Here is a 23,426-nt window from a genome sequence, read left to right on the forward strand (position 1 = left end):
TCCGGGATCGCCGGCGTTTCAAGTATGCGCTCGCGCACCCTCGGTTCCCAGGAGGTCGCACGAACCGGCCAGAGGCGCCGCTCGCGGGTCAGGACGGCTCGGCCGACTCCAGGAAGGCGGCGCAGCGGCCCAGCAGGGAGACCAGCGTCTCGCGCTCCTCGGCGGTGAACGCCTCGGCGAGCCCGCGCTCGACGCGGATCGCGCGGGCGTCGGCCTCGGCCAGGATCTTCTCGCCCTCGGCGGTGAGCCGGGTCTCCAGGATGTTGCGGTGCCACTCGTGCGGGGTGCGCTCGATGAGGCCGCGCTCCTGGAGGTTCTTGAGCACGGTGTTCATGGTCGGCGGGGTGACGCCGCACGCCCTGGCCAGCGCGGCGGCGGAGATGCCGGGGTTCTCGGCGAGGAACAGCAGCGCGCCGAACTGCGGGACGGTCAGGCCGGACGGTCTGAGCGCGGTGTTCTTGGCCGCGTTGAGCGCCTGCTCGGCCCGCTTGATGTGCGAGCCCAAACGCTGCGCCACCGGCATCGACGTCATCCCCGCATGGTAGCCGGGGCGCCCCGGGGGGATGTGAGAGCCTTGACGAGCATTAGGGTTCTAATTAAAGTTTGGGCTCGAATTCAGAGAAGAACTCTACTGGAGGCGTGATGTCCCCCTTCTTCGGAGCGGCGGCCGTGGCCGCCGCCCTGTCCCTTTCCCTCGCCCCCGGCGCCGCGCCGGCCCTCGCGTCGGAGCGGCCGCCCGAGGCGCGGCCCCACGTCCAGGTCCACGCCCGGATCACGACGGCGTACGAGCTGCCCGGCGACCGCGTCTACCCCGAGGGCGTCGCGGCCGACGCCCGCACCGGGGTCCTCTACGCCGGGTCCTACGCCGACGGCACGATCTACCGGGCGACCCCGGGCCGGAAGGCCGCCGAGGTCTTCCTGCCCGCGGGCGCCGACGGGCGCGACACCGCCAACGGCCTGAAGGTCGACCGCGCCGGACGGCTGTGGGTGACCGACTCCACGACCGGCGTCGCGGTCTACGACACGCGCACCCGCCGCCTGCTGGCCTCGTTCACCGTGCCCGGCGAGGGTGCGCGGTTCGTCAACGACCTCGCCATCGCCCCCGACGGCGGCGCGTACGTGACCGACAGCGTCCGCGCCGTCGTCTACCGCGCCACGCCGCGGCAGCTCGCCCAAGGCGGCGGGACGCTCGTGCCGCGCTTCGACCTGAGCGGCGTCCTGGAGCCGCACGCGCCGGACGCGTTCACCCTCAACGGGATCGTGGCCGCGGGCCGCCACCTGCTGGCCGTGGACATGACCGGCGGCGACCTCTACCGGCTCGACCCGGCGACGGGCGGCATCCGCAAGGTCGCGCTGCGCGGCGGCGACCTGCTGCACGCCGACGGCCTGGAGTTCCAGCACGGCCGCCTCTGGGCCGTCCAGAACACGACCAACACGGTCACCCGCTGGCGGGTCTCCCGGGACGGCTCGGCGGTGTCGCTGGAACGGCGGCTCACCGACACGTCGTTGCGGGTACCGACGACGCTGGCGCGCCACGGCGGGACGCTGTACGTGGTCCGGTCGCAGTTCGACAGGGGCGGGCCGATGGGGCCGGGCGTCCCGGAGACGCCGTTCACCATCGCGGCCGTCCGCGGCCTTTGAGCGCGCGGCTCAGCCGAGGTAGGCGGCGCGCACGACCGGGTCCTCCCGGATCCGCGCGGGCTCGCCGTCGGCGATGACCTTGCCCAGGTCCAGGACCACGATCCGCTCGCACGCCGACATCACGAACCCGACGTCGTGCTCGACCAGCAGGACCGTGGCCTCCAGCCCCCGGACGACCTCGGCGAACAGCGCGGCCTGGTCGCCGTCCAGGCCGGAGGTCGGCTCGTCCAGCAGCAGCACCGACGGCTCGTCGGCGATGGCGCGGGCCAGCTCCACCATGCGCCGCTGCCCGATCGGCAGGTCGGCGGCGTAGGCGTCCCGCAGGTCCCCGATGCCGCAGCGGTCCAGGACGGCGGCGGCGCGGTCGCGGCGCTCGCGCTCCAGGCGCCGCCGGGCGGGCAGGCCGACCAGGTCGGCGGCCAGCCCGCCCCCGCCGCCGTGCCACTCGGTGGCGGTCAGCACGTTGTCGAGGACGGTGAGGCGGCCGAAGACCTGGGGGCGCTGGAAGGTGCGGCGCAGCCCGAGCCGGGACCGCCGCACCGCCCCGGCGCCGGTCACGTCCCGGCCCTCCAGCCGCACCGTCCCGGAGGTCGGGCGGCGCAGCCCGGTCACCACGTCGAACAGGGTCGTCTTGCCCGCCCCGTTCGGCCCGATGACCCCGCAGGTGCGGCCGCGCTCCACGGTCAGGCTCACGCCGTCGAGGGCGTGCACGCCGCCGAACCGGACGCCGACCCCGTCGACCTCGATCACCGCGTCCCCGCTCACTGTGCTCCCTCCGCCGCGAGACCGAGATAGGCGGCGGCGAGGCGGTCGTCGTCCACCTCGGCGCGCGGGCCCTGCCAGGAGATCCGGCCGAGCCGCATGAACGCGACCGTGTCGGCCAGCGCCAGCGCCTCGCTCGCCTTCTCCTCCACGACCAGCAGGCCGACGCCGCGGTCGCGCAGCTCGCCGAACAGCTCGAAGATCTGCTCCACCACCAGCGGCGCCAGGCCGAGCGACGGCTCGTCGGCGATCAGCACCCTGGGCGGGCGGACCAGGGCGGGGGCGAGCGCGAGGAGCTGCTGCTCGCCGCCCGACAGCGCACCGGCGGCGACGGTCCGGCGCCCGGCCAGGTTGGGCAGCCGCTCGTACACCCGCTCCCGGTCGGCGGCGTCCGGCAGCCAGGTGGTGAGGTTCTCCTCGAGGGTGAGGGACGGGAACACGCCGCGACCCTCGGGCGCCAGGTAGATGCCGGCGCGGGCGCGGCGGTGCGCGGGCCAGGCGGTGATGTCGCGGCCCTCCAGCAGGACGCGTCCCGCGGCGGGGGTCATCGACCCGGCGACGGCGCAGGCGGTCGACTTGCCCGCGCCGTTCGCGCCGAGCAGCGCCACGACCCGCCCCGCCGGGACGGCCAGGTCGACGCCGCGCAGCACGGTCGCGTCGCCGTATCCCGCGACGACGCCCTCCAAGCGGAGCACGTCCGGCGGAGCCCCGTCCGCCTCCTCGCGGGGCGCGGCCCGCACCGCGGGCTCGCCGGCGGCCGCGGCCGGAGCGGCGGTCTCGGCATCGGCCTCGGCCCTGGCGAGCCGCTCGCGGCGCTTGCGGCGGCGGTAGCGCTGCTCGGCGAACTGGGCCAGCACGCCGTCGGGATGCCGGGCCAGGATCATGCCGCCCAGCCCGAACAGGATCATCCCGACGTACTCGGAGTCGGTGACGTTGTCGAGCACCTCCGGGGTCAGCGCCATGATCACCCCGCCCAGGACGGCGCCGCCGATCCGCCGCACCCCCTGCAGCACGACCACGGCCAGCCAGACGAACCCGGTGAGCGCGGGCAGGTCGGTGGCGGTGATCTGGCCGTTGAACGTGGCGTGCAGCACCCCGCCCAGGCCCGCGATCCCGGACGCCAGCGCGAACAGCGTGATCTTGGCGCGGGTCGCGGAGATGCCCACCGACCGCGCCGCGGTCGGCGCCGACCGCACGGCCAGGATGGCGCGCCCGGACGCGGACCGTTCCAGGTTGCGGACCAGCAGCGCGACCGCGCCGATCACCGCCAGCAGTAGCACGACGCGGGTGCGCGGATCGTTGGTGTCGGTGAAGCCGAGCGAGAAGGCGGGCAGCTTCCAGCCGACCGTGCCGTTGCTGAACGCGTCGATCTGGAACAGCACCTGGTCGGCCAGCAGCGCCAGCGCGAGCGTGGCCAGCGCCAGCACCCGGCCGCCGAGCCGCAGCGCGGGCAGCGCCACCAGGACGCCGGCGGCGACGGCGGCCAGCACCCCGGCCGCCACCGCCAGCGGGAACGGCAGCCCCTTGCCGAACACCAGCCCGGCGGTCAGCGCCGCCAGCGCGGCGAACGACGCCTGCGCCAGGTTGACCATGCCGCCGATCCCGGTGACCACCACGAACGAGCAGAAGATCAGCGCCAGCACCAGGCCCTGCGCGATCAGGCCCACCCAGTAGTCGTCGCCGAGCGTGAACGTCCAGACCAGCAGCGCCGCCAGCGACAGGCTCCACGGCAGCGCGCGGCGCCAGCGCGGCAGGTCGGCCAGGTAGTCGGGGGGCGGGGCGTCCTCGGCGATCGTCCCGGCGGCGCGGCCGCGCGCCCGGCCCAGCACCAGCAGCCCGGCGAACAGCAGGATCGCCGGGACGGCCGTGCGGAACCCGGTGACCTTCTCGGCGAAGTCGGCGTACCCCGCGACGAGGTTCTGCACGACGCCGAGCCCGAGCCCGGCCGCGAACGTGATGGGGATCGACTGGAGCCGTCCGAACACCGCCGCCGTCGCCGAGGCGAACAGCAGCACGGTGAAGGCGTTGGAGTCCAGCCCCAGCGCCGGGACGGCCAGCACCCCGGCGAGCCCGGCCAGCCCGGAGCTGAGCATCCACGCCTGCGCGGAGGCCGCGTCGGCGTCGACGCCGCGCAGCGTGGCCAGCCACCGGCGGTCGACGGTGGCGCGCATCCGCAGGCCGAACGGGGTGTGCCGCATCAGGACCCACAGCCCGGCGGCGGCCGCGAGCGCGAGCGCGAACGTGACGAGCTGGTCCGAATCGATCGTCACCCCGCCGATCGGGTGCCAGGTCTCCACCGGGCGCGGTCCGAGGCCGCGGGCGGCGGCGCCCTCGGTGACCCTCGGCAGGTCGGCGCCGAACGTGCCGACCAGGACGTCCACCGTCCACAGCCCGAGGGCGGGGAGCGCGATCGTCAGCCCGATGGTGGCGACGATCTGCGCGGTCTCCCCCGCCGTGGCCAGGCCGCGGAACATCAGCCGGTGCAGCAGGTAGCCCAGCAGCGGCGCGAAGACCAGGATGGCGAACGGCCCGGCGATCCAGACGGGCCAGCCGAGCCCGGTGGTGAGCTCGAAGAAGAGCAGCGCGGTGAGGAAGCCGACGGCGCCGTGCGCGAAGTTGAACACGCCGGTGGCGGCGTACGACAGTGTCAGTCCCGAGGCCATCAGCGCGAAGACCGCGCCGGTCACCAGCCCGCTCAGGACGTATCCGACCAGTTCAGACACCCGCTACCTCCGCGTCCTCGCGCCGATGCCGCCGCCGCCCGTGCCCGGGGGGCTCAGAGGGTCGTGTTGTCGAAGCACTTGAGGTTCTGGGCGATGGTGAACTTGCCGCCGTCCAGCTTCACCAGGGCTCCGCAGCCGTTGGACTCGGTCTTGCCGGAGGGGAGGCGGAGGCGGCCGATGCCCTTGTTGTCGTAGGAGAAGGTCTCGACGGCCTTGAGGAAGGAGTCGCGGGTGAGGTCCTTGCCCGCCTTCTGGAGCATGGCGAGGAAGACGTCGGCCGACCAGTAGCCGGTGGCCATGTGCTGGTCGGGGACGACGGTCGCGCCGCCGGTCTTGCGCAGGTCGGCCACCATCGCGACGACCTCGGGCGCGGTCGACTCGAACGGCTCGAACTGCGGCGCCGAGTACACGCCCTCCAGGGCCTGGAGGGTCTGCGGGTCGGCGAGCACCTTGGGGTCGTAGGAGGTGGCGTCGGTGATGAGGCCCTTGTAGCCGGCCTTCTTCAGGGCTCCGTACAGCCCGGAGTTGAACTTGCCGCCGGCCATGACGGACACGACGACCTCGGGCGGCCTCCCGTCCGCGCTCTTCATGATCTTGTTGACGTAGGGCGACCAGTCCTGCGGGGGCGCCTGGGCGGGCAGGGCGGCCGAGGTGCCGGCGAGCGCGAACCCGGCCGCGGTGAACGACTTGGAGATGGTCTGGACGCCGTACTTGCTGGCCGTGGAGTCGGTGGCCTGGACCCAGACCTTCTTGCCCGCGCCGCCGCCGAGCTGGGCGGCGACCTGGTTGCCCCACCAGGTCTGGGTGCCCTGGCCGGGCTTGGGCGCCAGGCAGCCGTTGAAGCCGAACGCGCTGGCCTTGCCGCACCAGAACGGGCCGGTCGCCCAGCCGACCCACGGCACCTTCTGCTGCTCCAGGAACTCGGCGCCGCCGAACTGCGGGGCGCTGACCGGGACCAGCGCGAACACCTTCTCCTTCTGGACGAGCTTGCGGGCCGCGGCGGCGCCCTTGTCGGGGATCATCCCGTCGTCCTCGGCGCCGAGGAACTCGATCTTGCGTCCGTGCACCCCGCCCTCGGCGTTGGCACGTTCGAAACGGGCCTTGGCGCCGAGTTCGGCGCCGCCGGTGGAGTAGCCGGTGGCGCTGGTCTCGGTGAGGATTCCGCCGATCTTGATCGTGCCGTCGGTGACCCCGGCGGCGCCGTCGCCGCCGCCGGACTCGTTGCCGGTGGCGCATCCGGCCAGGGCGAGCGCCAGGGCGGTGGACGCGGCGAGCGTGGTGGCTGTCTTCATCGCGTTCGTGGCCTGCATGGCGCCTCCGGGCACGTTCGACCAGCACGGACGAGGCGGCGGCCGGTGTGACCTAGCGCTCGTTTGGGCAGGAGCGTAAGTTCGGCGGCGCGAGACTGTCAACGCTCCGCCGCCCTCGACCAAGCAATTGCTTGGTGTTACGGTGAGCCGGGGCGACACCGGCGGAAGGATGGGACGGACGTGACGGTGACCGGGAACGACACCGCGGGCACGGGCCCCGGCGAGGAAGCCGGCGCGGGCTCCGGCACGGCGATGCGCGCGGCACTGCTGCGCGGCTTCGGCCGACCGCTGGAGATCGCCGAGGTGACGGTCCAGGACCCGCGCGCCGGCGAGGTGCTGGTGAAGGTGGCCGCATCCGGCATCTGCGGCTCCGACATCAAGGCCGTCGACGGCAAGAGCCCGGTCGTCGCCCACCTGCCCTGCGTGCTCGGCCACGAGAGCGCCGGCGTCGTCGAGAGGACCGGCCCCGGCGTCACCGGCGTCAAGCCCGGCGACCACGTGGTCGTCGCGATGAACGGGCCGTGCGGCCGCTGCCGCAACTGCGCCCGGGCCCGCCCCCACCTGTGCGGCGGCCGGACCCGGATGTCCACGATCATGGGCCTGACCGCCGACGGCACCACCCGGCTGACGGCCGGCGGCGAGGTCGTCCGCCCCTACATCGGCATCGGCTCCTTCGCCGAGAAGGTCGTGGTCGGCGAGGCGATGTGCGTCAAGGTCCCCCGGGACGCCCCGCTCGACCTGCTCGCCCTCACCGCCTGCGGGGTCGTCACGGGCGTCGGCGCCGTGCTCAACACCGCCCGGGTGGAGCCCGGCTCCAGCGTGCTGGTGGTCGGCTGCGGCGGGGTGGGGCTGAACGCCGTCCAGGGCGCGGTCCTGGCCGGCGCCACCACGATCATCGCGGCCGACGTGGTGGAGGCGAAACTGCGGCTGGCCGAGGAGTTCGGCGCCACCCACACCGTGCCGGCCGACGACCTGCCCAAACGGGTCGGCGAGATCGTCCGCGGCGGCGTCGACTACGCCTTCGACGCCACCGGCATCGCCGACGTGCTGGCCACCGCGTTCGCCGCCACCCAGCCGGGCGGCACCACCGTCATGGTGGGCAGCCCCGCCGCCGGCGAGGACCTGCGGATCCCGCCGGGACAGCTGTTCGGCTCGCGGCGGCTGATGGGCACCCAGGGCGGCGACGCCTCCCCCGCCCGCGACCTGCCGCTGCTGGCCGACCTGCACCGGCGCGGCCGGCTCAACCTGGAACGCCTGGTCAGCGAGCGGATCCCGCTGGAGGAGGTCAACGAGGGCGTCGCGCACGTCCGCTCGGGCGCCGTCGCCCGCTCGGTCATCGTCTTCGACTGACGCTCACGAGCGGGAGAGCGTGCCCTCCACGGTCCAGGTCTGGCCTTGGGACGTCCCCCGGTAGCCGAAGCGCAGCGCTCCGCCGGTCTCGCGCGCCAGCGTGGTCGTGCCCGTGTCCACGCACGCCTGGGTGTTCGAGGTGATCTGCTCGCGCAGGGCGAGGGACCGCTCGCCCGGCTCGCCGATCAGCGTGACCACCCCCGAGCACGCGTGCTGGGGATAGGACACCCGCCCCTGCCGCCCGCCCTCGGGAAGCGTGAGCGCGACCGGGAAGACCTTGCCGTCGTTCTGCCGGACCTGCCCCGTCCAGGTGCCGGCGAAGGCGGCGGGGAAGCCCGCGGGATCCTCCGGCGGGTCCTGCCCGTCGGGCGGGGTCTGCGGCTCGTCCGGGACGCCCGGGGTGGACGCCGTCGCGGTGGTGGTCGTGGTCGTGGTCACCCTCGGATTCGCCTGCGGCGGAGTGGACGCGCCACCCGAGGGCCCGCCCCCGCCTCCGATGAACGGGAAGGCGCCGGTCAGCGCCAGCACCGTGACCACGACGGCCACCGAGACCGCGATCACCGCCCCCGACACGGCGACCACCCCGGGCACCCCGCCCCCGGGCTTCGCCGCCGGAACGGTCGCGGGCGGCGGACCGTCCGCAAGCGTGGACGACGCGGGCGGCGCGGGCGGCGCAGGCGTGAGCCCCGGCCCCGTACCGGCGACGGCCGCCGCCCGCAGGACCGCGGGCGGCAGCGGATCCGTGGCCTCCGGCTCCGGCTCTCCGAGCAGCGTCCGCAGCACCTGCGGGGCGGGCGGCCGCAGCGCCGGGTCCTTCTCCAGGCAGCGCGCCGCCAGCTCGCGCAGCGGACCGGGCAGCGCCCCGAGACGCGGCGCCTCGTACAGCACCCGGTGCGCCACCGCCGTCAGGTTGTCGTCACCGAACGGCGGGCGCCCGCAGGAGGCGAAGACCATCGTGCCCGCCCACGCGAACACGTCGGCCGCCGGTCCCGCCCGCTCCCCGGCCAGCTGCTCGGGCGCCATGTACGCGGGGGTGCCCATCCCCACCCCGCTGGCGGTGATCGTCGAACCGTCCAGCGCGCGGGCGATGCCGAAGTCGATGACGCGCGGGCCGTCCGGGCCCAGCAGCACGTTGTGCGGCTTGAAGTCGCGGTGCACCACGCCCGCCTGATGGATCGCCACCAGCGCGGTGGCCGTCCCGACCGCCAGCCGCTCCAGCACCCCGCCGTCGCGCGGGCCCTCGGCCCGGACCACCTGGTGCAGCGACGGGCCGTCCACGTACTCGCTGACGATGTAGGGGTGGTCGCCGTCCACGTCGGCGTCCAGCACCGCCGCCGTGCAGAAGCGGGCGACGCGCTTGGCCGTGTCGAGCTCGCGCATGAAGCGCGCCCGCGCCTCGGGGTCGTGCCCCAGCCAGGCGCGCAGCAGCTTCACCGCCACCGGACCCGCCGGGGCTTCCTCTCCCTCCTCCGGCAGGGCCCGCTCGCCGAGGAACACGACGCCCTGGCCGCCCTCCCCGAGCCTGCCGATCAGCCGGAACGGCCCGATCCGCTCGGGATCTCCCGCGCGCAGTGCCTCGGTCGCCGACATGACACCTCCGTGAGGTGGGACGCCGCCCCGTTCGGCACGGTTCGGATAGATTCCTGTCCCGTGACCGATCAACCTCCCCCCTCGCCCGACAACATCGACCAGCCGCCGCCCTACCACTCCCCCTACGGCCAGGCGCCCGGCGCGCCGCCCCCGCCCGGCTACGGGCACGGCCGGCAGCAGGGCCACGGAGACGGACCGCCCCCGGGCGGCCCCGGCGCCGGCCCCGGTCAGGGGTACGACCCGCGCTGGGGGTACGGCCCGCCCGGCGTCCCCTACGGCCCGGGTCCGCAGGTCTCCAGCGAGGAGACCACCTGGGCGTTGATGAGCTACCTCGGGACGCTCTTCCTGAGCTTCCTCGCCCCGCTCATCATCTACTTCGTGAAGCGGCGCGAGTCGGCGTTCGTCCGCTTCCACGCCGCCCAGTCGCTCAACTACCTGCTCACGATCCTGATCCACCTCGTGGTGGTGCTGCTGGTGTGCGTGCCGCCCGCGATCCTCCTGGACGCGCCGGCGTTCCTGGTCCTGCTGATCCCGGTGTACCTGATCGACGGCCTCGGGCAGTGGGTGTTCCTGATCCTGGGCGCGGTCAAGGCCGGGAAGGGCGAGTACTACCGCTTCCCGACGTTCTTCTGCTTCCGCATGATCCGCTGACCGGCGGGGCTCAGAGCGGCCCGTAGGTCCGCGCGTACCCGTCCAGGACGGGGAGGACCTCGTCGCGCCCGCCCGCCGGCACGCGCAGCACGACCTCCTCCACGCCCAGCGACGCGTAGTAGCCGAGCTTCTCCGGCGTGGGCAGGGTGCCGAACGGGACCACCCGCGCCATCTCCCGTCCCGCCGCCTCGCACGCCCGGCGCAGCGCGGGCAGCGCGTCCCGGATCCCGGCGCCGCCGATGGGCATCCAGCCGTCGCCGAACTCGGCGATGTGCGCGAACAGCGTCGGGCCGGGCGCGCCGCCGAGCAGCACCGGGATCCGGCCCGCCGGCTTGGGCCAGGACCAGCTCGGCTCGAAGGCGGCGAACTCGCCCTTGAACTCCGCCTCGTCCCGCGTCCACAGCTCGCGCATGGCCAGCACGTGCTCGCGGACGACGGCGCGCCGCCGCTCCCACGGCACGCCGTGGTCGGCGGCCTCCTCGGCGTTCCAGCCGTACCCGGCGCCGAGCACGAACCGTCCGCCGGAGATCCGGTCGAGGGTGGCGATCGCCTTGGCGGTGACGATCGGGTCGCGCTGGGCGGGCAGGGCGACGCCGGTGCCGAGCACGATCCGTTCGGTGACGGCCGCCGCGGCGGCCAGCGCCACGAACGGGTCGGGCGTGCGGGCGTACTCCTCCGGCAGCGTGTCGACGCCCGTGGGCGGCGGCGTCCGCCGGGACACCGGGATGTGGGTGTGCTCGGGGAGGTAGAGGGAGGCGAACCCGCGCTCCTCGGCCGCCGCCGCCAGCTCGTGGGCCGCCATGGTCCGGTCGGTCGCGAACAGCGTGATGCCCAGCCGCATCCCGGCGGCCTCCTCTCCCCCAGCGGGCGGTACGCGTCACACCCTATCTTCCTAACCAAGCGATTGCTCGGGTCTTGTCGATTGATGTAGCGTGCGCTTGTTCAAAGATTCTGCACGGGACGGATCGTCGGACCGGAGGACCCCATGCCATTCGCCGAACTGGGGGACGTGCGGCTGTTCTTCACCGACGACGCCCCGAGCGAAGCGAGGGGCGGCGGCGCAGCCGTTGCCGGGGGGTCTGGGGGGTCGCCCCCCCAGAAGCAACACGACGGCGACGACGGCGATGCGGGGAGCCCGCTGCTCCTGGTCCATGGATTCGGGGCCGACTCGCACGACTGGGCGTTCCACATCCCCGAGCTGGCGGCGCGGCACCGGGTGATCGCCCCCGATCTGCGCGGGCACGGCTACTCCTCGGCCCCCGCCGCCGGCTACCGGCCCCGCGACCTGGCCGGGGACCTGGTCCGGCTGCTCGACCACCTGGGCGTCGAACGGGTGACCGCGATCGGCCACTCGCTGGGCGCCTCGGTCGTCAGCGCGCTGGCCGTCGAGCATCCCGGACGCGTCCGCGCGCTGGTGTGCGTGGACCCCGGCTACGGGCAGCCGCCCGCGATCGCCGCCGCGTTCCCCGCCATGATCGAGGCGCTGCGGGGCGACGACCCGTACGGCACCGCGCTCGCCAACGACGCGTGGTGCTACACCCCCGCATCACCGCCCTTCCTCCGGGAATGGCACCGGCGCAAGATCCTGGGCACCTCGCGGCAGGCGCTGGCCCAGGCGTTCGCGGGCCTCTACGAGGGCGACGACCAGTTCGGCGTCCGGCCCGCCTCCGAGGCGTACCTGGCCCGCCGCGCATGCCCGGTGCTGTCGTGCTGGTCGGCCGTCCAGGCCGGGTCCGCCGCCTGGGAGGGCGCCCTGTTCAAGCATCCCGCCTCACGGGCGATCGTCTGGCCCGGGGGCGGGCACCGGCTGCACGCCGAGCGGCCGGCCGAATTCCTGCTCGTCGTCGGCGACTGGCTCAACGAACTCGACACGCTCGACAAGGAGAAGAACGCGTGAAGTTTGCCATCTTCCTCAACCCGCAGATCCCCGGGTCGGGCTGGGCCTCCGAGGAGAACGCCAAGGCCAAGCGGCCGATCGGACGGGACGTCGAGTCGTACCAGAAGCTGCTGCACGAGGTCCGCGAGATCGCGGTGCACGCGGACCGGGTCGGCTTCGACGCGCTGATGATGACCGAGCACCACTTCCACTCCGAGGGCTTCGAGTTCTCGGTCAACCCGCTGATGTTCCTCACCGACCTGGCCGCGCGCACGGAACGGATCCTGCTGGCGCCGCTGGGCATCGTGCTGCCCGCGTGGGACCCGATCCGGGCCGCCGAGGACGTGGCGCTGCTGGACCACTTCTCCAAGGGCCGGCTGCGGCTCGGCGTGGCCCGCGGCTACCAGAACCGGTGGATGAACGTGCTGGGGCAGCGCTGGCACGCCGCCGCGGCCCGTTCGGACGGCTCCAAGTCCGACAACCGCAACTTCGACGTCTTCGGCGAGGTCCTGAAGATCATGAAGATGGCGTGGGCCGAGGACTCGCTGCGCTACAAGAGCGAGGTCCTGGACTACGAGGTCCCCGCGCCCTACTCCGGCATCGAGGGCTGGCCGGCCGCCGACTGGACCCGCACGTTCGGCGCGCCCGGCGAGATCGACGAGGACGGGGTGATCCAGTCGGTGTCGGTGTGCCCGAAGCCGTACCAGAACCCGCATCCCGAGCTGTGGCAGCCCTTCACCGTCTCCGACCGGTCGGTCATCCGGGCGGCGCAGGAGGGCATCATGCCGTGGATGTTCACCCCCAACCCCGACGACCACGCCGCCAAGGCCAAGCTCTACCAGGAGGAGTGCGCGCGCCAGGGCAAGGACTACAAGCTCGGCGAGCACACCGGCATCCTCAAGATCATCGGCATGGCGGACACCCGCGAGGAGGCCATCGCCACCTACGGCAAGGGGATGCAGAAGGACTTCGCGTCGTTCTTCGGCCCGTTCGGGTACCTGGAGGTGCTCCGCAAGAAGGAGGACGACCAGCACAAGCCCATCTCGCCGGAGAAGGGCGACTTCAAGCGCATGAACGAGGTCGAGATGGCGCTGCTGGGCACGCCGGACGACGTCAAGCGCGGCATCCAGCGGATGCTGGACCGGATGCCCGACCTGGAGTGGTTCGGCCTGTTCATGCAGGGCCAGCAAGGCGTGCTGCCGCTGGACACGGTCAAGCGCAACCTGGAGATGTTCGCCACCAAGGTCATCCCCGAGTTCCAGGACTGAGGCGCATGGAGTTCTGGCTCGGGGCGGCGTTCGTCGGCACCCGCGAGTACGTCCCCCTCGCCCAGGCCGCCGACCGGCTCGGGTACGCGGCGGTGGCGGTGTCGGACCACATCTTCTACACCGACTACGACGCGGACTACCCCTACAGCGACACGGGGGCGCCGCCGTACAAGCCCGGCACGCACTGGCCGGACGTGTGGGTGACGATCGGCGCGATGGCGGCCGTCACCGAACGGGTGCGGTTCGCCACCAACGTCTACGTCGCCCCGGCCCGGGACCTGTTCACCGTCGCCAAGTCCGTCTCGACCGCGGCCGTCCTCTCGGATGACCGGGCGATCCTCGGCCTGGGCGTGGGGTGGTGCAAGGACGAGTTCCTGCAGACCGGCCAGGACTTCCACACCCGCGGCAGGCGCCTGGACGAGATGATCCCCGCGCTGCGGGAGCTGTGGAAGGGCGGGACCGCCGAGTTCCACGGCGACCACTACGACTACGGCCCGCTCAGCATCGCGCCCGTCCCGGACAAACCGGTGCCGATCTATTTCGGCGGCGACAGCGACGCGGCACTGCGCCGGACGGCGCGGACCGGCGACGGCTGGATCGGCAACCGCCTCTATTCGGAGGAGCGACTCGAGGTCCTGCTGAAGCGACTGGAGGGCTTCCTGTCCGAACACGACCGGACACTGGACGACCTCGACGTGATCGCGCCCATCGCGGCGATGCCCAGCATCGACCTCTACCGCAGATGGGCGGATCGAGGCGTACGCGGAACACTGGCCGCCCCCTGGTGGACCGCCACCCCCGAGGAGAAGGCCGCGCACGAGCACGACCCGCTGAGCCTCAAGATCGCCACCATGGAACGCTTCGCCGAGGAGGTCATGGCCAAGCTGTGAGGACCACCCCGCCGCTAGCATGGCCGTCATGAGCGAGATGCCGATCGACGATCCGCACGAGACGATCCATCTCGGCGGCCAAACCGCCGTCGTCGTCCCCTTGGACGAATACCTCCGGCTGCGGGAGGCGCAGGTCGAGGCCGAGCAGTTGGCCGCCCATCGCCGTTTCCTCGAGCGCAAGGCGGCGGGCACGACGGCCCCGGGAATGACTCCGGACCAGGTGCGGCAGATGCTGCGGCTGGACCAGGCGTGACCTACACCGTCATGTGGGAGACCGAGGCGACCGCGCTGCTGTCGCGTTTCCTCGACGACCCGAAGGGGGTCTCCGAGGTTCTCGACGCGAGTGAGGATCTCGCTCGGGAGCCCCGCCCCGACCACGCCTTCGCCTACGGCGACGACGACAGGCGCCTTCGGGTCGGGCGGTACCGGATCATGTTCCACATCGACGATGAGGCCCGCGAGGTCCGGATCACCCACGTCGCACGGATCTGATGGGCGTCCGCGTCCGCCGGCACGGGAGGTCTCCGCGGTTACGCGGTGATCTTGGCGATGGCGCGGGTCGGGGCGCCGTCGCCTTCGAGGCGGAGCGGGAAGAGGGAGACTTCGACGGGGCGGCCCGCGGCCTGGGCGTCCAGTAGGCGGTCCAGGGCGGTGAGGTTCTCGGCTATCACCGCTTGTGCGCCGCACAGCACCCGGTGGACGTCCAGGGAGAAGGCGTCGTCGCCGGGCGGGGGCGTGCGGTCGACGCTGAGCGCGTCGATTCCGACGGTGCGGACGCCGGCCGCCACGATCGCCTCGGCCGTCTCGACCGTCGGGTAGGGGTGGGCGAGGTAGGCGTCGGTGCCCCAGTGCCGGGACCATCCGGTGGCGATGAGCAGGACCGTGCCGGGCTCCAGGCCGCCGGGCAGGACCTCCGGGCCGATGGGCGTGCGGGGCGGCAGGCCGCGGGCGTCGGCGACCACGGCGGGGCCGGTGAACCGTTCGAGCGGCAGGTGCTCCAGGCGGGGCAGCGCGTCGTCCACGTGGTACGGGGCGTCCACGTGCGTGCCCGTCTGCGAGCCCAGGTGGAGCCGCCGGACGTTCACGCCCGAGTTGGTCACCGTGAGCGCGGGCGTGACGACCACCTCGGGGTCCCCGGGGTACACCGGCATCCCGGAGAGGATCGGCACGGACAGATCGACCAGCTCAACCGCCATACTCCGATTATCCCGGGGCGCGCGCACCCGCTAACGTGAAGCCGTGCTGCCGCTTGTGAAGGCCATACGCTACGTGACGCCGCTGCGCGAGGGCGGGTCGCTGCCGGGCGTGGTCGAGGCCGACGACCTCGGCACCTACGTGATGAAGTTCCACGGCGCCGGGCAGGGCCGCAAGGCGCTGATCGCCGAGGTGATCGCGGGCGAGCTGGCCCGGCGGCTCGGGCTGCGCGTCCCGGACCAGGTGATCATGGAGCTGGATCCGAAGATCGGCCGCCACGAGCCCGACCCCGACGTGCAGGACCTGCTGAAGGCCAGCACCGGCTGGAACCTCGGCGTCGACTTCCTGCCGGGCTCGCTGGGCTTCGACCCGCTGGGCTGGACACCGGACGCCGAGTTCGCCTCGCGGGTGCTGTGGTTCGACGCGTTCATCGGCAACGTCGACCGCAGCTGGCGCAACCCCAACATGCTGGTCTGGCACGGGAACACGTGGCTGATCGACCACGGCGCCAGCCTGTACTTCCACCACGCCTGGGCCAACGCCGGGCGGCTGTTCTCCGGCCCCTACGACGTCGACGACCACGTGCTGACCCCGTGGGCCAAGAAACTGGCCGACGCCGAGGCCGAGCTGCTCCCCGCGGTCACCGAGACGCTGCTGCGCGAGGTCGCCGGGCTGGTCCCGGACCGCTGGCTGGAGGGAGAGCCGGGCTTCGCCGGGCCCGCCGAGCTCCGCGACGCCTACGTCGCGCTGCTGGCCGAGCGGGCCGGGAAGCCGCGCGACTGGCTGCCGGAGCTGTCGGTCGGCGACCGCCGCCCCGGCGGCACCGCGGCCAAGCGCGGCGAGAACCGCCCCGACTGGCTGGGAGGCCCGGCATGAGCGCCGGCCAGAAGACCGCCGTGCGCGGCACCGACCGGAAGATCTTCGAGTACGCGGCGCTGCGGGTGGTGCCCCGGGTGGAGCGGGGCGAGGCGATGAACGTCGGCGTCCTCGTCTACTGCCAGGGGCTGGACTTCCTCGGCTGCCGCTCGTACCTGGACGAGCCGCGGCTGCGGGCCCTGGACGCCTCGCTCGACCTGGACGGCGTCCGGCACGCGCTGCGGGCCGTGGACGCGCTGTGCTGCGGCGGCGAGAAGGCCGGGCAGGCCGCGGACGAGCCGCCGGGCGGCCGGTTCCGCTGGCTGACCGCGCCGCGCAGCACGATCGTCCAGCCGGGCCCGGTGCACGCCGGGCTCACCACCGACCCGCGGGCCGAGCTCGACCGGCTGCTCGACCTGCTGGTCAAGTAGCTACTCCCACTCCCAGCGCATGCCGTGGTAGCCGGCGGCCACGCCGAACTCGATGAAATGGGCGCTGTGGTAGCTGGACAGCCGCAGGTCGGCCAGGTCCTTGAGGGCGGTCTGGGCGTCGGGGCGCCAGGTGCGGTAGCAGCGGGCGGGCAGCGCCGAGGGGTGGAAGCGCACCTCGATCAGGAACTCGTGCTGCGGCGTGCGGAACCCGCGGCCCTCCTCGGACACCGGGGGGCCGGTCTCGTCGAACCCGAAGCCGTATTCAAGGAGGTACGTCTCGCCCCGGCCGAGGACCCGGTCGAACAGGAGTTCGGCCGCGATCAGACCGCTGGCCTCGTCCACCCGGACCCGGCCGAAGCGGCAGCCGCGGGCGGTGCGGGACGACGGCAGCACCCGCTGCGGATGGTGGTAGACCGCGATCCACCGGTCGGCGCCGCGCTGCTGCGCCTGGAACACCGCGCGGCTGCGGACCTCGCGCAGCTCCCGGCGCGGGCCGATCACGTGCTGGTCGTGCAGGCTGAGCCCGGTGAGCTGGCGTTCGCCGCGCTCCCCGATCTCGTCCATGAGGTCCCGCACGCCCGGCTCCGGGCACAGCTCCTCCACCGGAAGCCACGGGCCCGGGGAGCGTTCCGCGGACGGCCTGAGGAGCGTGAGCAGGGAGTGCCGGGGCAGGCCGAGGATGACCTCCAGGGCCCGTACGGCGCGCAGCGAGTCGGCGCGCTCGGGACGGGTCCGGCCGCGCTGCCAGTAGCTGAGGGTGGACAGGCTGACCGCGATGTCCTGGTCCTCCAGCCGGCGCCGCAGCGCCTCCAGGCTGAGCCCGCGGGCCTGGATCGCCGCGTGCAGGGCCACGTTGAAGGGGCCGTACCGCAGCACCTGCAGGAGATCGTCCTCAGTGACGCTCTGCACCGCCATCGCCTCCGGATCACGTCCGGCCGGCCCCCGCCCTCGGCCTTGACAACAGCAGTCGGGACTTTGGGGCTCACTGTAAGGCCCGTGGGCCCCGATTCCCATCGGCAACTTGTCACAACAGTCGCACGGTTCCCGCGGCGGTCACTCCCATTCCCATTCGATGCCGACGATGCCCCGCCGGACGTCGCCCAGCGCGAGATGCGCGCTGCCCGAGGCGCCGATCCACAGCTCGCCCAGGCGCCGGCGCGGGGCCCCGCCGCCCTCCCGGGCGAACCCGTAGCAGCGGGCCGGGAGCATCTCGGCGTGGAACTGCACGACCGCGAGATAGTCGCGGACGGGACGCGGGAACCGGCGCTCGTACTCCGCGGCGGGACGGCTCAGCTCGTACTCGATCACCACGGTGTCGCCGGACGCCAGCACCCGGTCGAAGATCAGCTCGAAGCCGATCAGGCCGCCCTCGGCGCGGACCCGGCCCGGCCTGCAGTACCGCAGGCCCGCCAGGTCGGGCTCGAGACGCGGCCCCGGGCCTGGCGCGAGGTCCTCCACGGGGTGGACGCGGACGACCCGGTCCACGTCGTCGCCGGTCGCCCGCAGCACCTCGCGGACCGCGAGCGCGCGCGGACGGCGGTCGGGGCCGAGGCGGTAGAGATCGTGGACGCTCAGCCGCTCCACCCGGTGGTCGCCGGAGCGGTCCAGCTGCCCGACCACGCGGGCGTAGCGTTCCGGATCCGGCCACAGCTCCCGGTCCGCGCCCGCCTGCCCGCCCGAGGAGGGCTGCTGGACGGCGCCGCCGCGGCCGCCGGCGAGCCCGCCGCGGGCCGGGACGGCACCGGGCACGGGGTCGTCCAGCAGCTCCAGCAGCGACCCGCCCGGTACGCGCAGGATCTCCTCCAGCGTCGCCACCACCGCGCGGGACCGGGGCCGGCTGCGGCCCCGCTGCCAGTAGCTCAGCGAGGCGACGCTGACCGTGAGCCCGCGCTGGGCCAGCCGGTGGCGGATCCGCTCCAGGGTGAGTCCGCTCGCCTGGATGGCCTGCCGCAGCGCACCGGCGAATTCCACGGGCGAATTTTACCGGTACGTGACCTCGGCGGCCGGTCACGGCCATCGTGCTAGAAGAGCACGGACATGAAGGTGTCGATCTCGGTGAAGCCGACCCGGCGGTACGTGGCGCGCGCACGGGTGTTGAAGTCGTTGACGTACAGCGAGACCGTCGGCGCGATGCCCCGCAGGGACTCCTCCACCAGCGTGGCCATGCCGTGCACCGACAATCCCTGGCCGCGCAGGTCGGGCGGCACCCACACCCCCTGCACCTGGCAGGCGTGGGGGGTGACGGCGCCCACTTCCGCCTTGAACATGACCCGGCCGTCCTCGATGCGGGCGAACGCGCGTCCCGCCCGGATGAGCTCGGCGACCCTGGCCCGGTAGAGGACGCCCCCGTCACCGGTGTTCGGGGAGACGCCGACCTCCTCGGTGAACATCGCCACGCAGGCCGGGTAGACGACGTCGAACTCGTCCATCCGCACGCGCCGGACGCGGTGGTCGGCGGTGACGGGCGGCACCGTGGACGTGGCCATCACCGGCTGCGCGGAACGGATCGCCCTGGGCGGCCCCCAGTAGGGGGCGAGCATGTCCCACAGCTCCCCCACCAGGTCGACGGGGCCCACGATGGACGAGCACCTCCGCCCCTGGGCCTGGGCACGTTCCGCGAACGCGCGCAGGGCGTCGGAGGTGGCGGCCACGGGGACCAGGTTGGCTCCCGAGTAGCACAGCGAGTCCAGATGACCGTCCCGCATGTAGCCCCACATCTGGGCGCCCAGGCGGCGAGGGTCGAGGCCCACGGCGTGCACGCGGGAGCTGACGAAGACGTTGGCGACCGGGTCCGCGTCCAGAATGGCCAGGGCCTCGGCTCGGTGTCGGTCGTCCAGTATCCGTACCGGCAACGACCCCAGCATGCGCATGGCCTACCGGCCCCGCTCCCGGACGGGCGACCATGGACAGGTCACTGCTTTCAGCACCACGCCGACAAGCCTATGACGTTCGGCATCCGGACGTGATGGCCGCCTCCCTAACCAAGCCGGTCATGCGGCACGACACCGGCCACTCCGGCCCCTCGCGCGAACCTGCCCGCCTTCTTCGACGGCCCCGCCTTGGGCTGGGGGCCCGCGGGGCACGACAGGTCGGGGCCGCGGCGGTCGGCGGGGAGCCTGCCGTTCCTCAGGTAGGTCATCACAGGGGTGTCGACGCACGCGTCCCCGCCCAGGGCGACCCCGTGGTTCCCTCCTCCTGCCAGCACGATCAGGCGCGAGCCGGGGAAGAGGCGGTGGGTCTCCAGCGCACCGTGGTAGGGCGTGGCCGCGTCCTCGGTGGCGTGGACGAGCAGGATCGGCGACATCCCGGGCTTGCCGTGGACGTGCGGCCGCGGTCCCCCCGGGACCGGCCAGAACGCGCAAGGGGCGTTGTACCAGGCATTACCCCAGGTCTCGAAACGGTATCCCGAGCGATACAGGCGCCAGTGGTCGTCGTGCCAGACGTTCCACTCGCGGGGCCAGGGCGCGTCCCGGCACTGGACGGCGTTGTAGACGGTGTAGTTGTTCTGCTCCAGCCAGTTCGGGGGCTTCCATGCCTTCACCAGCGGCGTGGGGTCCCTCTTGACGACGTAGGCGGACAGCGCTCGGGCGTGCGCCGGCCAACTGTGGTCGGCGTACCCGTCGGCGAGGAAGATGTCGTCCAGCTCCGACGGCCCCACCTTGCCGTTGAGCGGCCTGGCCTCGGCCCTGGCCCGCGCGCGGTAGTAGGAGGCGGCCACGGCCTTGCGGGTCTTGCCCAGGCGGTACCTGGAGTGGTGGCGGGCGATCCAGGAGAAGTAGGTCTGGATGCGCTTCTCGAACGCGATGTTCTGGTCGAGGTTGCTCCGGTACCAGACGGCGCTCGGCCGCACGACGCTGTCCAGGACCATCCGCCGGACCCGGCCAGGGTAGGCCGAGGCGTAGGCGGCCCCGAGGTAGCTGCCGTAGGAGTAGCCGAAGTAGTTGATCTGCTTCTGCCCCAGGGCGGCGCGGATGGCGTCCATGTCGCGGACCCACTCGCGGGTGCCCATGTAGGGGAGCACGCGGCCGTACTTGGACGCGCAGTCGGCCGCGTAGGCCCGGGCCCGGCGGACCCATGCCCGCTCCTCCGCCTCGTTGGCGGGGACCACGTCGGCCTTGGGACGGTCGGGCTTCTGGTACTTGGTGTCGCACACCAGCACGGGCCTGCTGGCGCCCACGCCGCGCGGGTCGTAGCCGATCCAGTCATAGCCCGCCGCCACGTCCTTGGGCAGCCCGGCCTTGAACAGGCGCGCCAGGTCGCGTCCATGGGCGCCGGGCCCGCCCCGGTTGAGCAGCATCACGCCCTGGGAGCGGGCGGCGGTGTGCCTGGCCCGGGTCAGCGCGAGGGTGATCTGCTCACCGCGCGGCCGGGCGTAGTCGAGCGGCACGCGCAGCGAGCCGCACTCCAGCCCTTCGAGCGCCCCCTTCTCCACGGGGTCCTTCTTGGGGCACCGCTTCCAGGCGATCTTCGGGGCGGCGGCTCCGAGGCCCGCGATCTCCGCGGACGGCGGCAGGGCACGCGCGGGCGCGCCCCCGGAGGCGATGGCGGATGCGGCTCCTGAGGCGGTGGCGGGCACGGAAAGGCTCCCGAGGGCGACGGTGGCGGTCGCCATCCCCGCGGCGGCGGTCTTCGACGCGTTCAGCACCCCCGAGTTCTACCGGGGACGCCCCGTCCCGCCACGGATCCGCGAATCGCGCGATTCCGGGCCCAACAACGGCGAAACGGCCCGGCACCGGAGCGAATCCGAGTGCCGGGCCGTTTCGGCAGGCCCGCCGCGGGGGCTACGGCCGCCCGATGGGGACGTCCTTGCCCTTGCCGGCCCCCGCCGTCCTGGCGGCGCCGGGGTTCGGATCGTTCAGTGCGGGCAGCGCGTCGCAGACCACGTCGGCGCCCTGGCCGGCCCGGCGCGGCGCCAGCGTCCCGTCGGTCAGGTACGCGGCGACCTTCTCGTCCAGGCAGACGTTGCCGTTGAGGGTGTTGCTGTGGGTCTTGCCGCCCCTCTCGGCCAGCAGCGTCGCCGAGGGGAACAGCTTGCGCATCTGCGGGCCGCCCGGGTACGGGGTGGCCGCGTCCAGCGTCGACTGCACCAGCAGGAACCGCGGCACGGCCTTCTGCCTGTCGCCGATCGCGAACGCCTTGCCGCCCTTGGCGGACCAGTAGTGGATCGGGGCGTTGAACCAGGTGTTGGACCAGCTGTTGAAGCGGATCCCGCTCTTGTACTGGCGGACCGCGTCGTCGTGCCAGGTCCTCCACTTGGACGGCCAGGGGGCGTCCACTGCCTGCACGGCGTTGTAGACGGCGAACCCGTTGTCGCCGCCGCCCTCGCTGACCCACTCCAGCAGCGGCGCCGGGTCCTTCTTGGTCACCCACGCCGACAGGGCCTGCGCGAACGGGACGTAGAAGGCGGTGTTGTACCCGGCGCTGAGCACGATGTCGTCGAGCTCGGACGGGCCGACCTTGCCGCCGATCGGGCTCTGCTTCGCGGCCGCGCGCACCTTGTAGTAGTTCGCCTCCACCGCCTTGCCGGTCGCGCCGAGCTTGTAGAGGGAGTTGTACTTGGCGGTCCAGGCCCACCAGAGCTTCATGTTGCGCTCGAAGGCCTCGTTCTGCCGGAGCTGGCCCTGGTACCAGACGTTGCGGGAGTCGACGTTGCCGTCCCAGACCATCCGCTTGACGTTCTTGGGGAACAGCGTGGCGTAGGTGGCGCCGAGGTAGGTGCCGTAGGAGAAGCCGTAGTAGCTGATCTGCTGGGCGCCCAGGGCCGTGCGGATCGAGTCGAGGTCGCGCGCCGAGCTGGTGGTGCGCAGGTGCGGCAGCAGCCAGCCGTACTTCTGCGCGCACAGGTCGGCGTACTTCTTCGAGCGGGCCAGCCAGCGCTTCTCCTCGCGGACGCTGCGCGGGACGTAGTCCGGCCGCACCGGGTCGGAGTAGGCCGGGTAGCAGCTGATCGCCGGCTTGCTGGACTCCACGCCGCGCGGGTCGAACCCGATGATGTCGTAGCGGGCCGCGACCTCCTTGGGCAGCCAGGAGGCCAGCCCGCCGGACAGGTAGAGGCCGGCGCTGCCGGGACCGCCCGGGTTGCCGATCAGGACGCCCTGGTAGTTGGCCCGGTCGGTGGCCTTGACCCGGGACACCGCGACCGAGATCTTGCGCCCGGTCGGGTTGGCGTGGTCCAGCGGGACCTCGACCTGGCCGCACTCGGCGTTCTTCAGGTACGAGCCGCCGGTCACGTCCGTGGGGCACGCGCCCCAGGAGATCTTGGACGCCGCGGCCGGGTTCGCGGTCGTCTCCGGCCCCACGCCCGCGGAGACCGCGACGGCCGTGCCGCCGATGCCCACCGCCGTGGCCGCCGTGATGAGTACGAGCCTCTTCACCAAACCCCCTCGTTCGCCGGCGGCATGCCACGCCGCGCGCGGGGCGGGGGGTGCCCGGCCGTGGCCGCGCGAGGGGCGGGAGCCGCTCCGCTAGAGCGATTCATGCAATAGCTGGAGATTGTGGCGCTTGTGGGGGTATGGACGGCAGGGGCTGTCGGGAGAGGATGCGCAATCGTGACAACCTTCGCGGAACCCGTGATACGACTCACACGTTGAAGGCCCCCGGTCCACGACCAGGGGCCTCGCTCGGGGGGCTTGCTCGGAGGGCTCGGGGGGCTCGCTACGTCAGCCGACGACCACCGTCGCGCCGGGGCCGGTGACGGCGCCCTCCTCGTCGATCTCGATGCCCATCTCCTCGGCGATCCGCATCGCCTCCTCGATGAGCGTCTCGACGATCTGGGCCTCGGGGACGGTCTTGATGACCTGCCCCTTCACGAAGATCTGGCCCTTGCCGTTGCCGGAGGCGACGCCGAGGTCGGCCTCGCGCGCCTCGCCGGGGCCGTTCACCACG

Annotated in this window: 22 protein-coding genes and 1 pseudogene; 10 read left to right on the top strand and 13 right to left on the bottom strand. The window is 73.2% G+C overall.

Features of this window, described 5'->3' with window-relative positions; genetic code table 11:
* Positions 1 to 88: 88 nt before the first annotated feature.
* The gene (locus ACFPZN_RS44975; RefSeq protein WP_378289179.1) at positions 89 to 532 is read right to left on the bottom strand and encodes a MarR family winged helix-turn-helix transcriptional regulator; all 444 of its coding nucleotides are present in this window, start codon (positions 530 to 532) and stop codon (positions 89 to 91) included.
* Between the two features lie 110 nt (positions 533 to 642).
* Here ACFPZN_RS44975 and ACFPZN_RS44980 point away from each other — a divergent pair, with 110 nt between their 5' ends.
* Positions 643 to 1,641: an SMP-30/gluconolactonase/LRE family protein gene (locus ACFPZN_RS44980; protein ID WP_378289181.1), complete on the top strand. Its 999-nt coding sequence runs from the start codon at positions 643 to 645 to the stop codon at positions 1,639 to 1,641.
* 9 nt (positions 1,642 to 1,650) lie between these two features.
* On the opposite strand, the gene ACFPZN_RS44985 is transcribed toward ACFPZN_RS44980, so the two are convergent.
* From ACFPZN_RS44985 to ACFPZN_RS44995, 3 genes are read right to left on the bottom strand one after another with little or no spacing between them, the layout of a single operon-like run.
* On the bottom strand, positions 1,651 to 2,406 hold the full coding sequence (locus ACFPZN_RS44985; protein WP_378289183.1) for an ABC transporter ATP-binding protein: 756 nt from the start codon (positions 2,404 to 2,406) through the stop codon (positions 1,651 to 1,653).
* Positions 2,403 to 5,126, bottom strand: coding sequence for an ABC transporter permease subunit (locus tag ACFPZN_RS44990; RefSeq protein ID WP_378289185.1), 2,724 nt, complete (start codon positions 5,124 to 5,126; stop codon positions 2,403 to 2,405). The genes ACFPZN_RS44985 and ACFPZN_RS44990 overlap by 4 nt, the downstream gene beginning before the upstream one ends.
* Before the next feature lie 53 nt (positions 5,127 to 5,179).
* Complete coding sequence (locus ACFPZN_RS44995) at positions 5,180 to 6,436, bottom strand: ABC transporter substrate-binding protein (protein ID WP_378289187.1); 1,257 nt, start codon at positions 6,434 to 6,436, stop codon at positions 5,180 to 5,182.
* A gap of 252 nt (positions 6,437 to 6,688) precedes the next feature.
* Here ACFPZN_RS44995 and ACFPZN_RS45000 point away from each other — a divergent pair, with 252 nt between their 5' ends.
* Entirely contained in the window at positions 6,689 to 7,786 is a 1,098-nt protein-coding gene (locus ACFPZN_RS45000) for a zinc-binding dehydrogenase (protein WP_378289223.1), read from the top strand.
* Between the two features lie 3 nt (positions 7,787 to 7,789).
* Here the strand turns inward: ACFPZN_RS45000 and ACFPZN_RS45005 are convergent, their stop codons facing one another.
* Positions 7,790 to 9,376 (bottom strand): serine/threonine-protein kinase, encoded by a 1,587-nt coding sequence (locus ACFPZN_RS45005; RefSeq protein ID WP_378289189.1) that lies wholly within the window; start codon positions 9,374 to 9,376, stop codon positions 7,790 to 7,792.
* 60 nt (positions 9,377 to 9,436) lie between these two features.
* Between ACFPZN_RS45005 and ACFPZN_RS45010 the strand changes: the two genes are divergently transcribed.
* On the top strand, positions 9,437 to 10,027 hold the full coding sequence (locus ACFPZN_RS45010) for a DUF4870 domain-containing protein (protein WP_378289191.1): 591 nt from the start codon (positions 9,437 to 9,439) through the stop codon (positions 10,025 to 10,027).
* Between the two features lie 10 nt (positions 10,028 to 10,037).
* Here the strand turns inward: ACFPZN_RS45010 and ACFPZN_RS45015 are convergent, their stop codons facing one another.
* A complete protein-coding gene (locus tag ACFPZN_RS45015; protein WP_378289193.1) occupies positions 10,038 to 10,868 on the bottom strand; it encodes a TIGR03619 family F420-dependent LLM class oxidoreductase in 831 nt (276 codons plus the stop codon).
* 144 nt (positions 10,869 to 11,012) lie between these two features.
* On the opposite strand from ACFPZN_RS45015, the gene ACFPZN_RS45020 reads away from it, so the two are divergent.
* Genes ACFPZN_RS45020 through ACFPZN_RS45040 form a run of 5 tightly spaced genes read left to right on the top strand, consistent with a single transcriptional unit; the run spans position 11,013 to position 14,553 of the window.
* The gene (locus ACFPZN_RS45020; protein WP_378289195.1) at positions 11,013 to 11,924 is read left to right on the top strand and encodes an alpha/beta fold hydrolase; all 912 of its coding nucleotides are present in this window, start codon (positions 11,013 to 11,015) and stop codon (positions 11,922 to 11,924) included.
* On the top strand, positions 11,921 to 13,171 hold the full coding sequence (locus ACFPZN_RS45025) for an LLM class flavin-dependent oxidoreductase (RefSeq protein ID WP_378289197.1): 1,251 nt from the start codon (positions 11,921 to 11,923) through the stop codon (positions 13,169 to 13,171). Before ACFPZN_RS45020 ends, ACFPZN_RS45025 begins: the two co-directional genes overlap by 4 nt.
* Before the next feature lie 5 nt (positions 13,172 to 13,176).
* On the top strand, positions 13,177 to 14,061 hold the full coding sequence (locus ACFPZN_RS45030; RefSeq protein ID WP_378289199.1) for a TIGR03619 family F420-dependent LLM class oxidoreductase: 885 nt from the start codon (positions 13,177 to 13,179) through the stop codon (positions 14,059 to 14,061).
* 28 nt (positions 14,062 to 14,089) lie between these two features.
* Positions 14,090 to 14,314, top strand: a complete 225-nt coding sequence (locus tag ACFPZN_RS45035) for a hypothetical protein (protein WP_378289201.1) — start codon at positions 14,090 to 14,092, stop codon at positions 14,312 to 14,314.
* Entirely contained in the window at positions 14,311 to 14,553 is a 243-nt protein-coding gene (locus ACFPZN_RS45040; protein ID WP_378289203.1) for a type II toxin-antitoxin system RelE family toxin, read from the top strand. The genes ACFPZN_RS45035 and ACFPZN_RS45040 overlap by 4 nt, the downstream gene beginning before the upstream one ends.
* A 38-nt stretch (positions 14,554 to 14,591) precedes the next feature.
* Here the strand turns inward: ACFPZN_RS45040 and ACFPZN_RS45045 are convergent, their stop codons facing one another.
* A complete protein-coding gene (locus ACFPZN_RS45045; protein WP_378289205.1) occupies positions 14,592 to 15,257 on the bottom strand; it encodes a cyclase family protein in 666 nt (221 codons plus the stop codon).
* Positions 15,258 to 15,300: 43 nt separating this feature from the next.
* Here ACFPZN_RS45045 and ACFPZN_RS45050 point away from each other — a divergent pair, with 43 nt between their 5' ends.
* Complete coding sequence (locus ACFPZN_RS45050; protein WP_378289207.1) at positions 15,301 to 16,131, top strand: HipA family kinase; 831 nt, start codon at positions 15,301 to 15,303, stop codon at positions 16,129 to 16,131.
* Positions 16,128 to 16,541: a DUF3037 domain-containing protein gene (locus ACFPZN_RS45055; RefSeq protein WP_378289209.1), complete on the top strand. Its 414-nt coding sequence runs from the start codon at positions 16,128 to 16,130 to the stop codon at positions 16,539 to 16,541. Before ACFPZN_RS45050 ends, ACFPZN_RS45055 begins: the two co-directional genes overlap by 4 nt.
* Here ACFPZN_RS45055 and ACFPZN_RS45060 read toward each other — a convergent pair whose 3' ends face one another.
* The 6 genes and pseudogenes from ACFPZN_RS45060 to ACFPZN_RS45085 all read right to left on the bottom strand — a co-directional run.
* Positions 16,542 to 17,450, bottom strand: coding sequence for a hypothetical protein (locus ACFPZN_RS45060; RefSeq protein ID WP_378289211.1), 909 nt, complete (start codon positions 17,448 to 17,450; stop codon positions 16,542 to 16,544).
* 144 nt (positions 17,451 to 17,594) lie between these two features.
* Positions 17,595 to 18,512 carry a hypothetical protein gene (locus ACFPZN_RS45065; RefSeq protein WP_378289213.1) on the bottom strand — a complete coding sequence of 306 codons (918 nt, stop codon included), beginning with the start codon at positions 18,510 to 18,512 and terminating at the stop codon, positions 17,595 to 17,597.
* 50 nt (positions 18,513 to 18,562) lie between these two features.
* Complete coding sequence (locus ACFPZN_RS45070) at positions 18,563 to 19,405, bottom strand: GNAT family N-acetyltransferase (RefSeq protein WP_378289215.1); 843 nt, start codon at positions 19,403 to 19,405, stop codon at positions 18,563 to 18,565.
* A gap of 113 nt (positions 19,406 to 19,518) precedes the next feature.
* Complete coding sequence (locus ACFPZN_RS45075; protein ID WP_378289217.1) at positions 19,519 to 21,186, bottom strand: alpha/beta hydrolase; 1,668 nt, start codon at positions 21,184 to 21,186, stop codon at positions 19,519 to 19,521.
* A 136-nt stretch (positions 21,187 to 21,322) separates the two neighbouring features.
* Positions 21,323 to 22,915 (bottom strand): alpha/beta fold hydrolase, encoded by a 1,593-nt coding sequence (locus ACFPZN_RS45080; RefSeq protein ID WP_378289219.1) that lies wholly within the window; start codon positions 22,913 to 22,915, stop codon positions 21,323 to 21,325.
* Positions 22,916 to 23,200: 285 nt separating this feature from the next.
* A pseudogene (locus ACFPZN_RS45085) lies at positions 23,201 to 23,426 on the bottom strand (flavodoxin-dependent (E)-4-hydroxy-3-methylbut-2-enyl-diphosphate synthase); the annotation flags it as partial.

Source organism: Actinomadura rugatobispora, from assembly GCF_042656285.1.
GTDB classification, from domain to species: domain Bacteria; phylum Actinomycetota; class Actinomycetes; order Streptosporangiales; family Streptosporangiaceae; genus Spirillospora; species Spirillospora rugatobispora.

Excerpts from the sequence above, each read along its gene's own strand:
- ACFPZN_RS44980 (WP_378289181.1), top strand. The coding sequence starts at position 643 with ATGTCCCCCTTCTTCGGAGCGGCGGCCGTGGCCGCCGCCCTGTCCCTT.
- ACFPZN_RS45045 (WP_378289205.1), bottom strand. The coding sequence starts at position 15,257 with ATGGCGGTTGAGCTGGTCGATCTGTCCGTGCCGATCCTCTCCGGGATG.
- ACFPZN_RS45020 (WP_378289195.1), top strand. The coding sequence starts at position 11,013 with ATGCCATTCGCCGAACTGGGGGACGTGCGGCTGTTCTTCACCGACGAC.
- ACFPZN_RS45035 (WP_378289201.1), top strand. The coding sequence starts at position 14,090 with ATGAGCGAGATGCCGATCGACGATCCGCACGAGACGATCCATCTCGGC.
- ACFPZN_RS45055 (WP_378289209.1), top strand. The coding sequence starts at position 16,128 with ATGAGCGCCGGCCAGAAGACCGCCGTGCGCGGCACCGACCGGAAGATC.
- ACFPZN_RS44975 (WP_378289179.1), bottom strand. The coding sequence starts at position 532 with ATGACGTCGATGCCGGTGGCGCAGCGTTTGGGCTCGCACATCAAGCGG.
- ACFPZN_RS45070 (WP_378289215.1), bottom strand. The coding sequence starts at position 19,405 with ATGCTGGGGTCGTTGCCGGTACGGATACTGGACGACCGACACCGAGCC.
- ACFPZN_RS45015 (WP_378289193.1), bottom strand. The coding sequence starts at position 10,868 with ATGCGGCTGGGCATCACGCTGTTCGCGACCGACCGGACCATGGCGGCC.
- ACFPZN_RS45000 (WP_378289223.1), top strand. The coding sequence starts at position 6,689 with ATGCGCGCGGCACTGCTGCGCGGCTTCGGCCGACCGCTGGAGATCGCC.
- ACFPZN_RS44995 (WP_378289187.1), bottom strand. The coding sequence starts at position 6,436 with ATGCAGGCCACGAACGCGATGAAGACAGCCACCACGCTCGCCGCGTCC.
- ACFPZN_RS45005 (WP_378289189.1), bottom strand. The coding sequence starts at position 9,376 with ATGTCGGCGACCGAGGCACTGCGCGCGGGAGATCCCGAGCGGATCGGG.
- ACFPZN_RS45030 (WP_378289199.1), top strand. The coding sequence starts at position 13,177 with ATGGAGTTCTGGCTCGGGGCGGCGTTCGTCGGCACCCGCGAGTACGTC.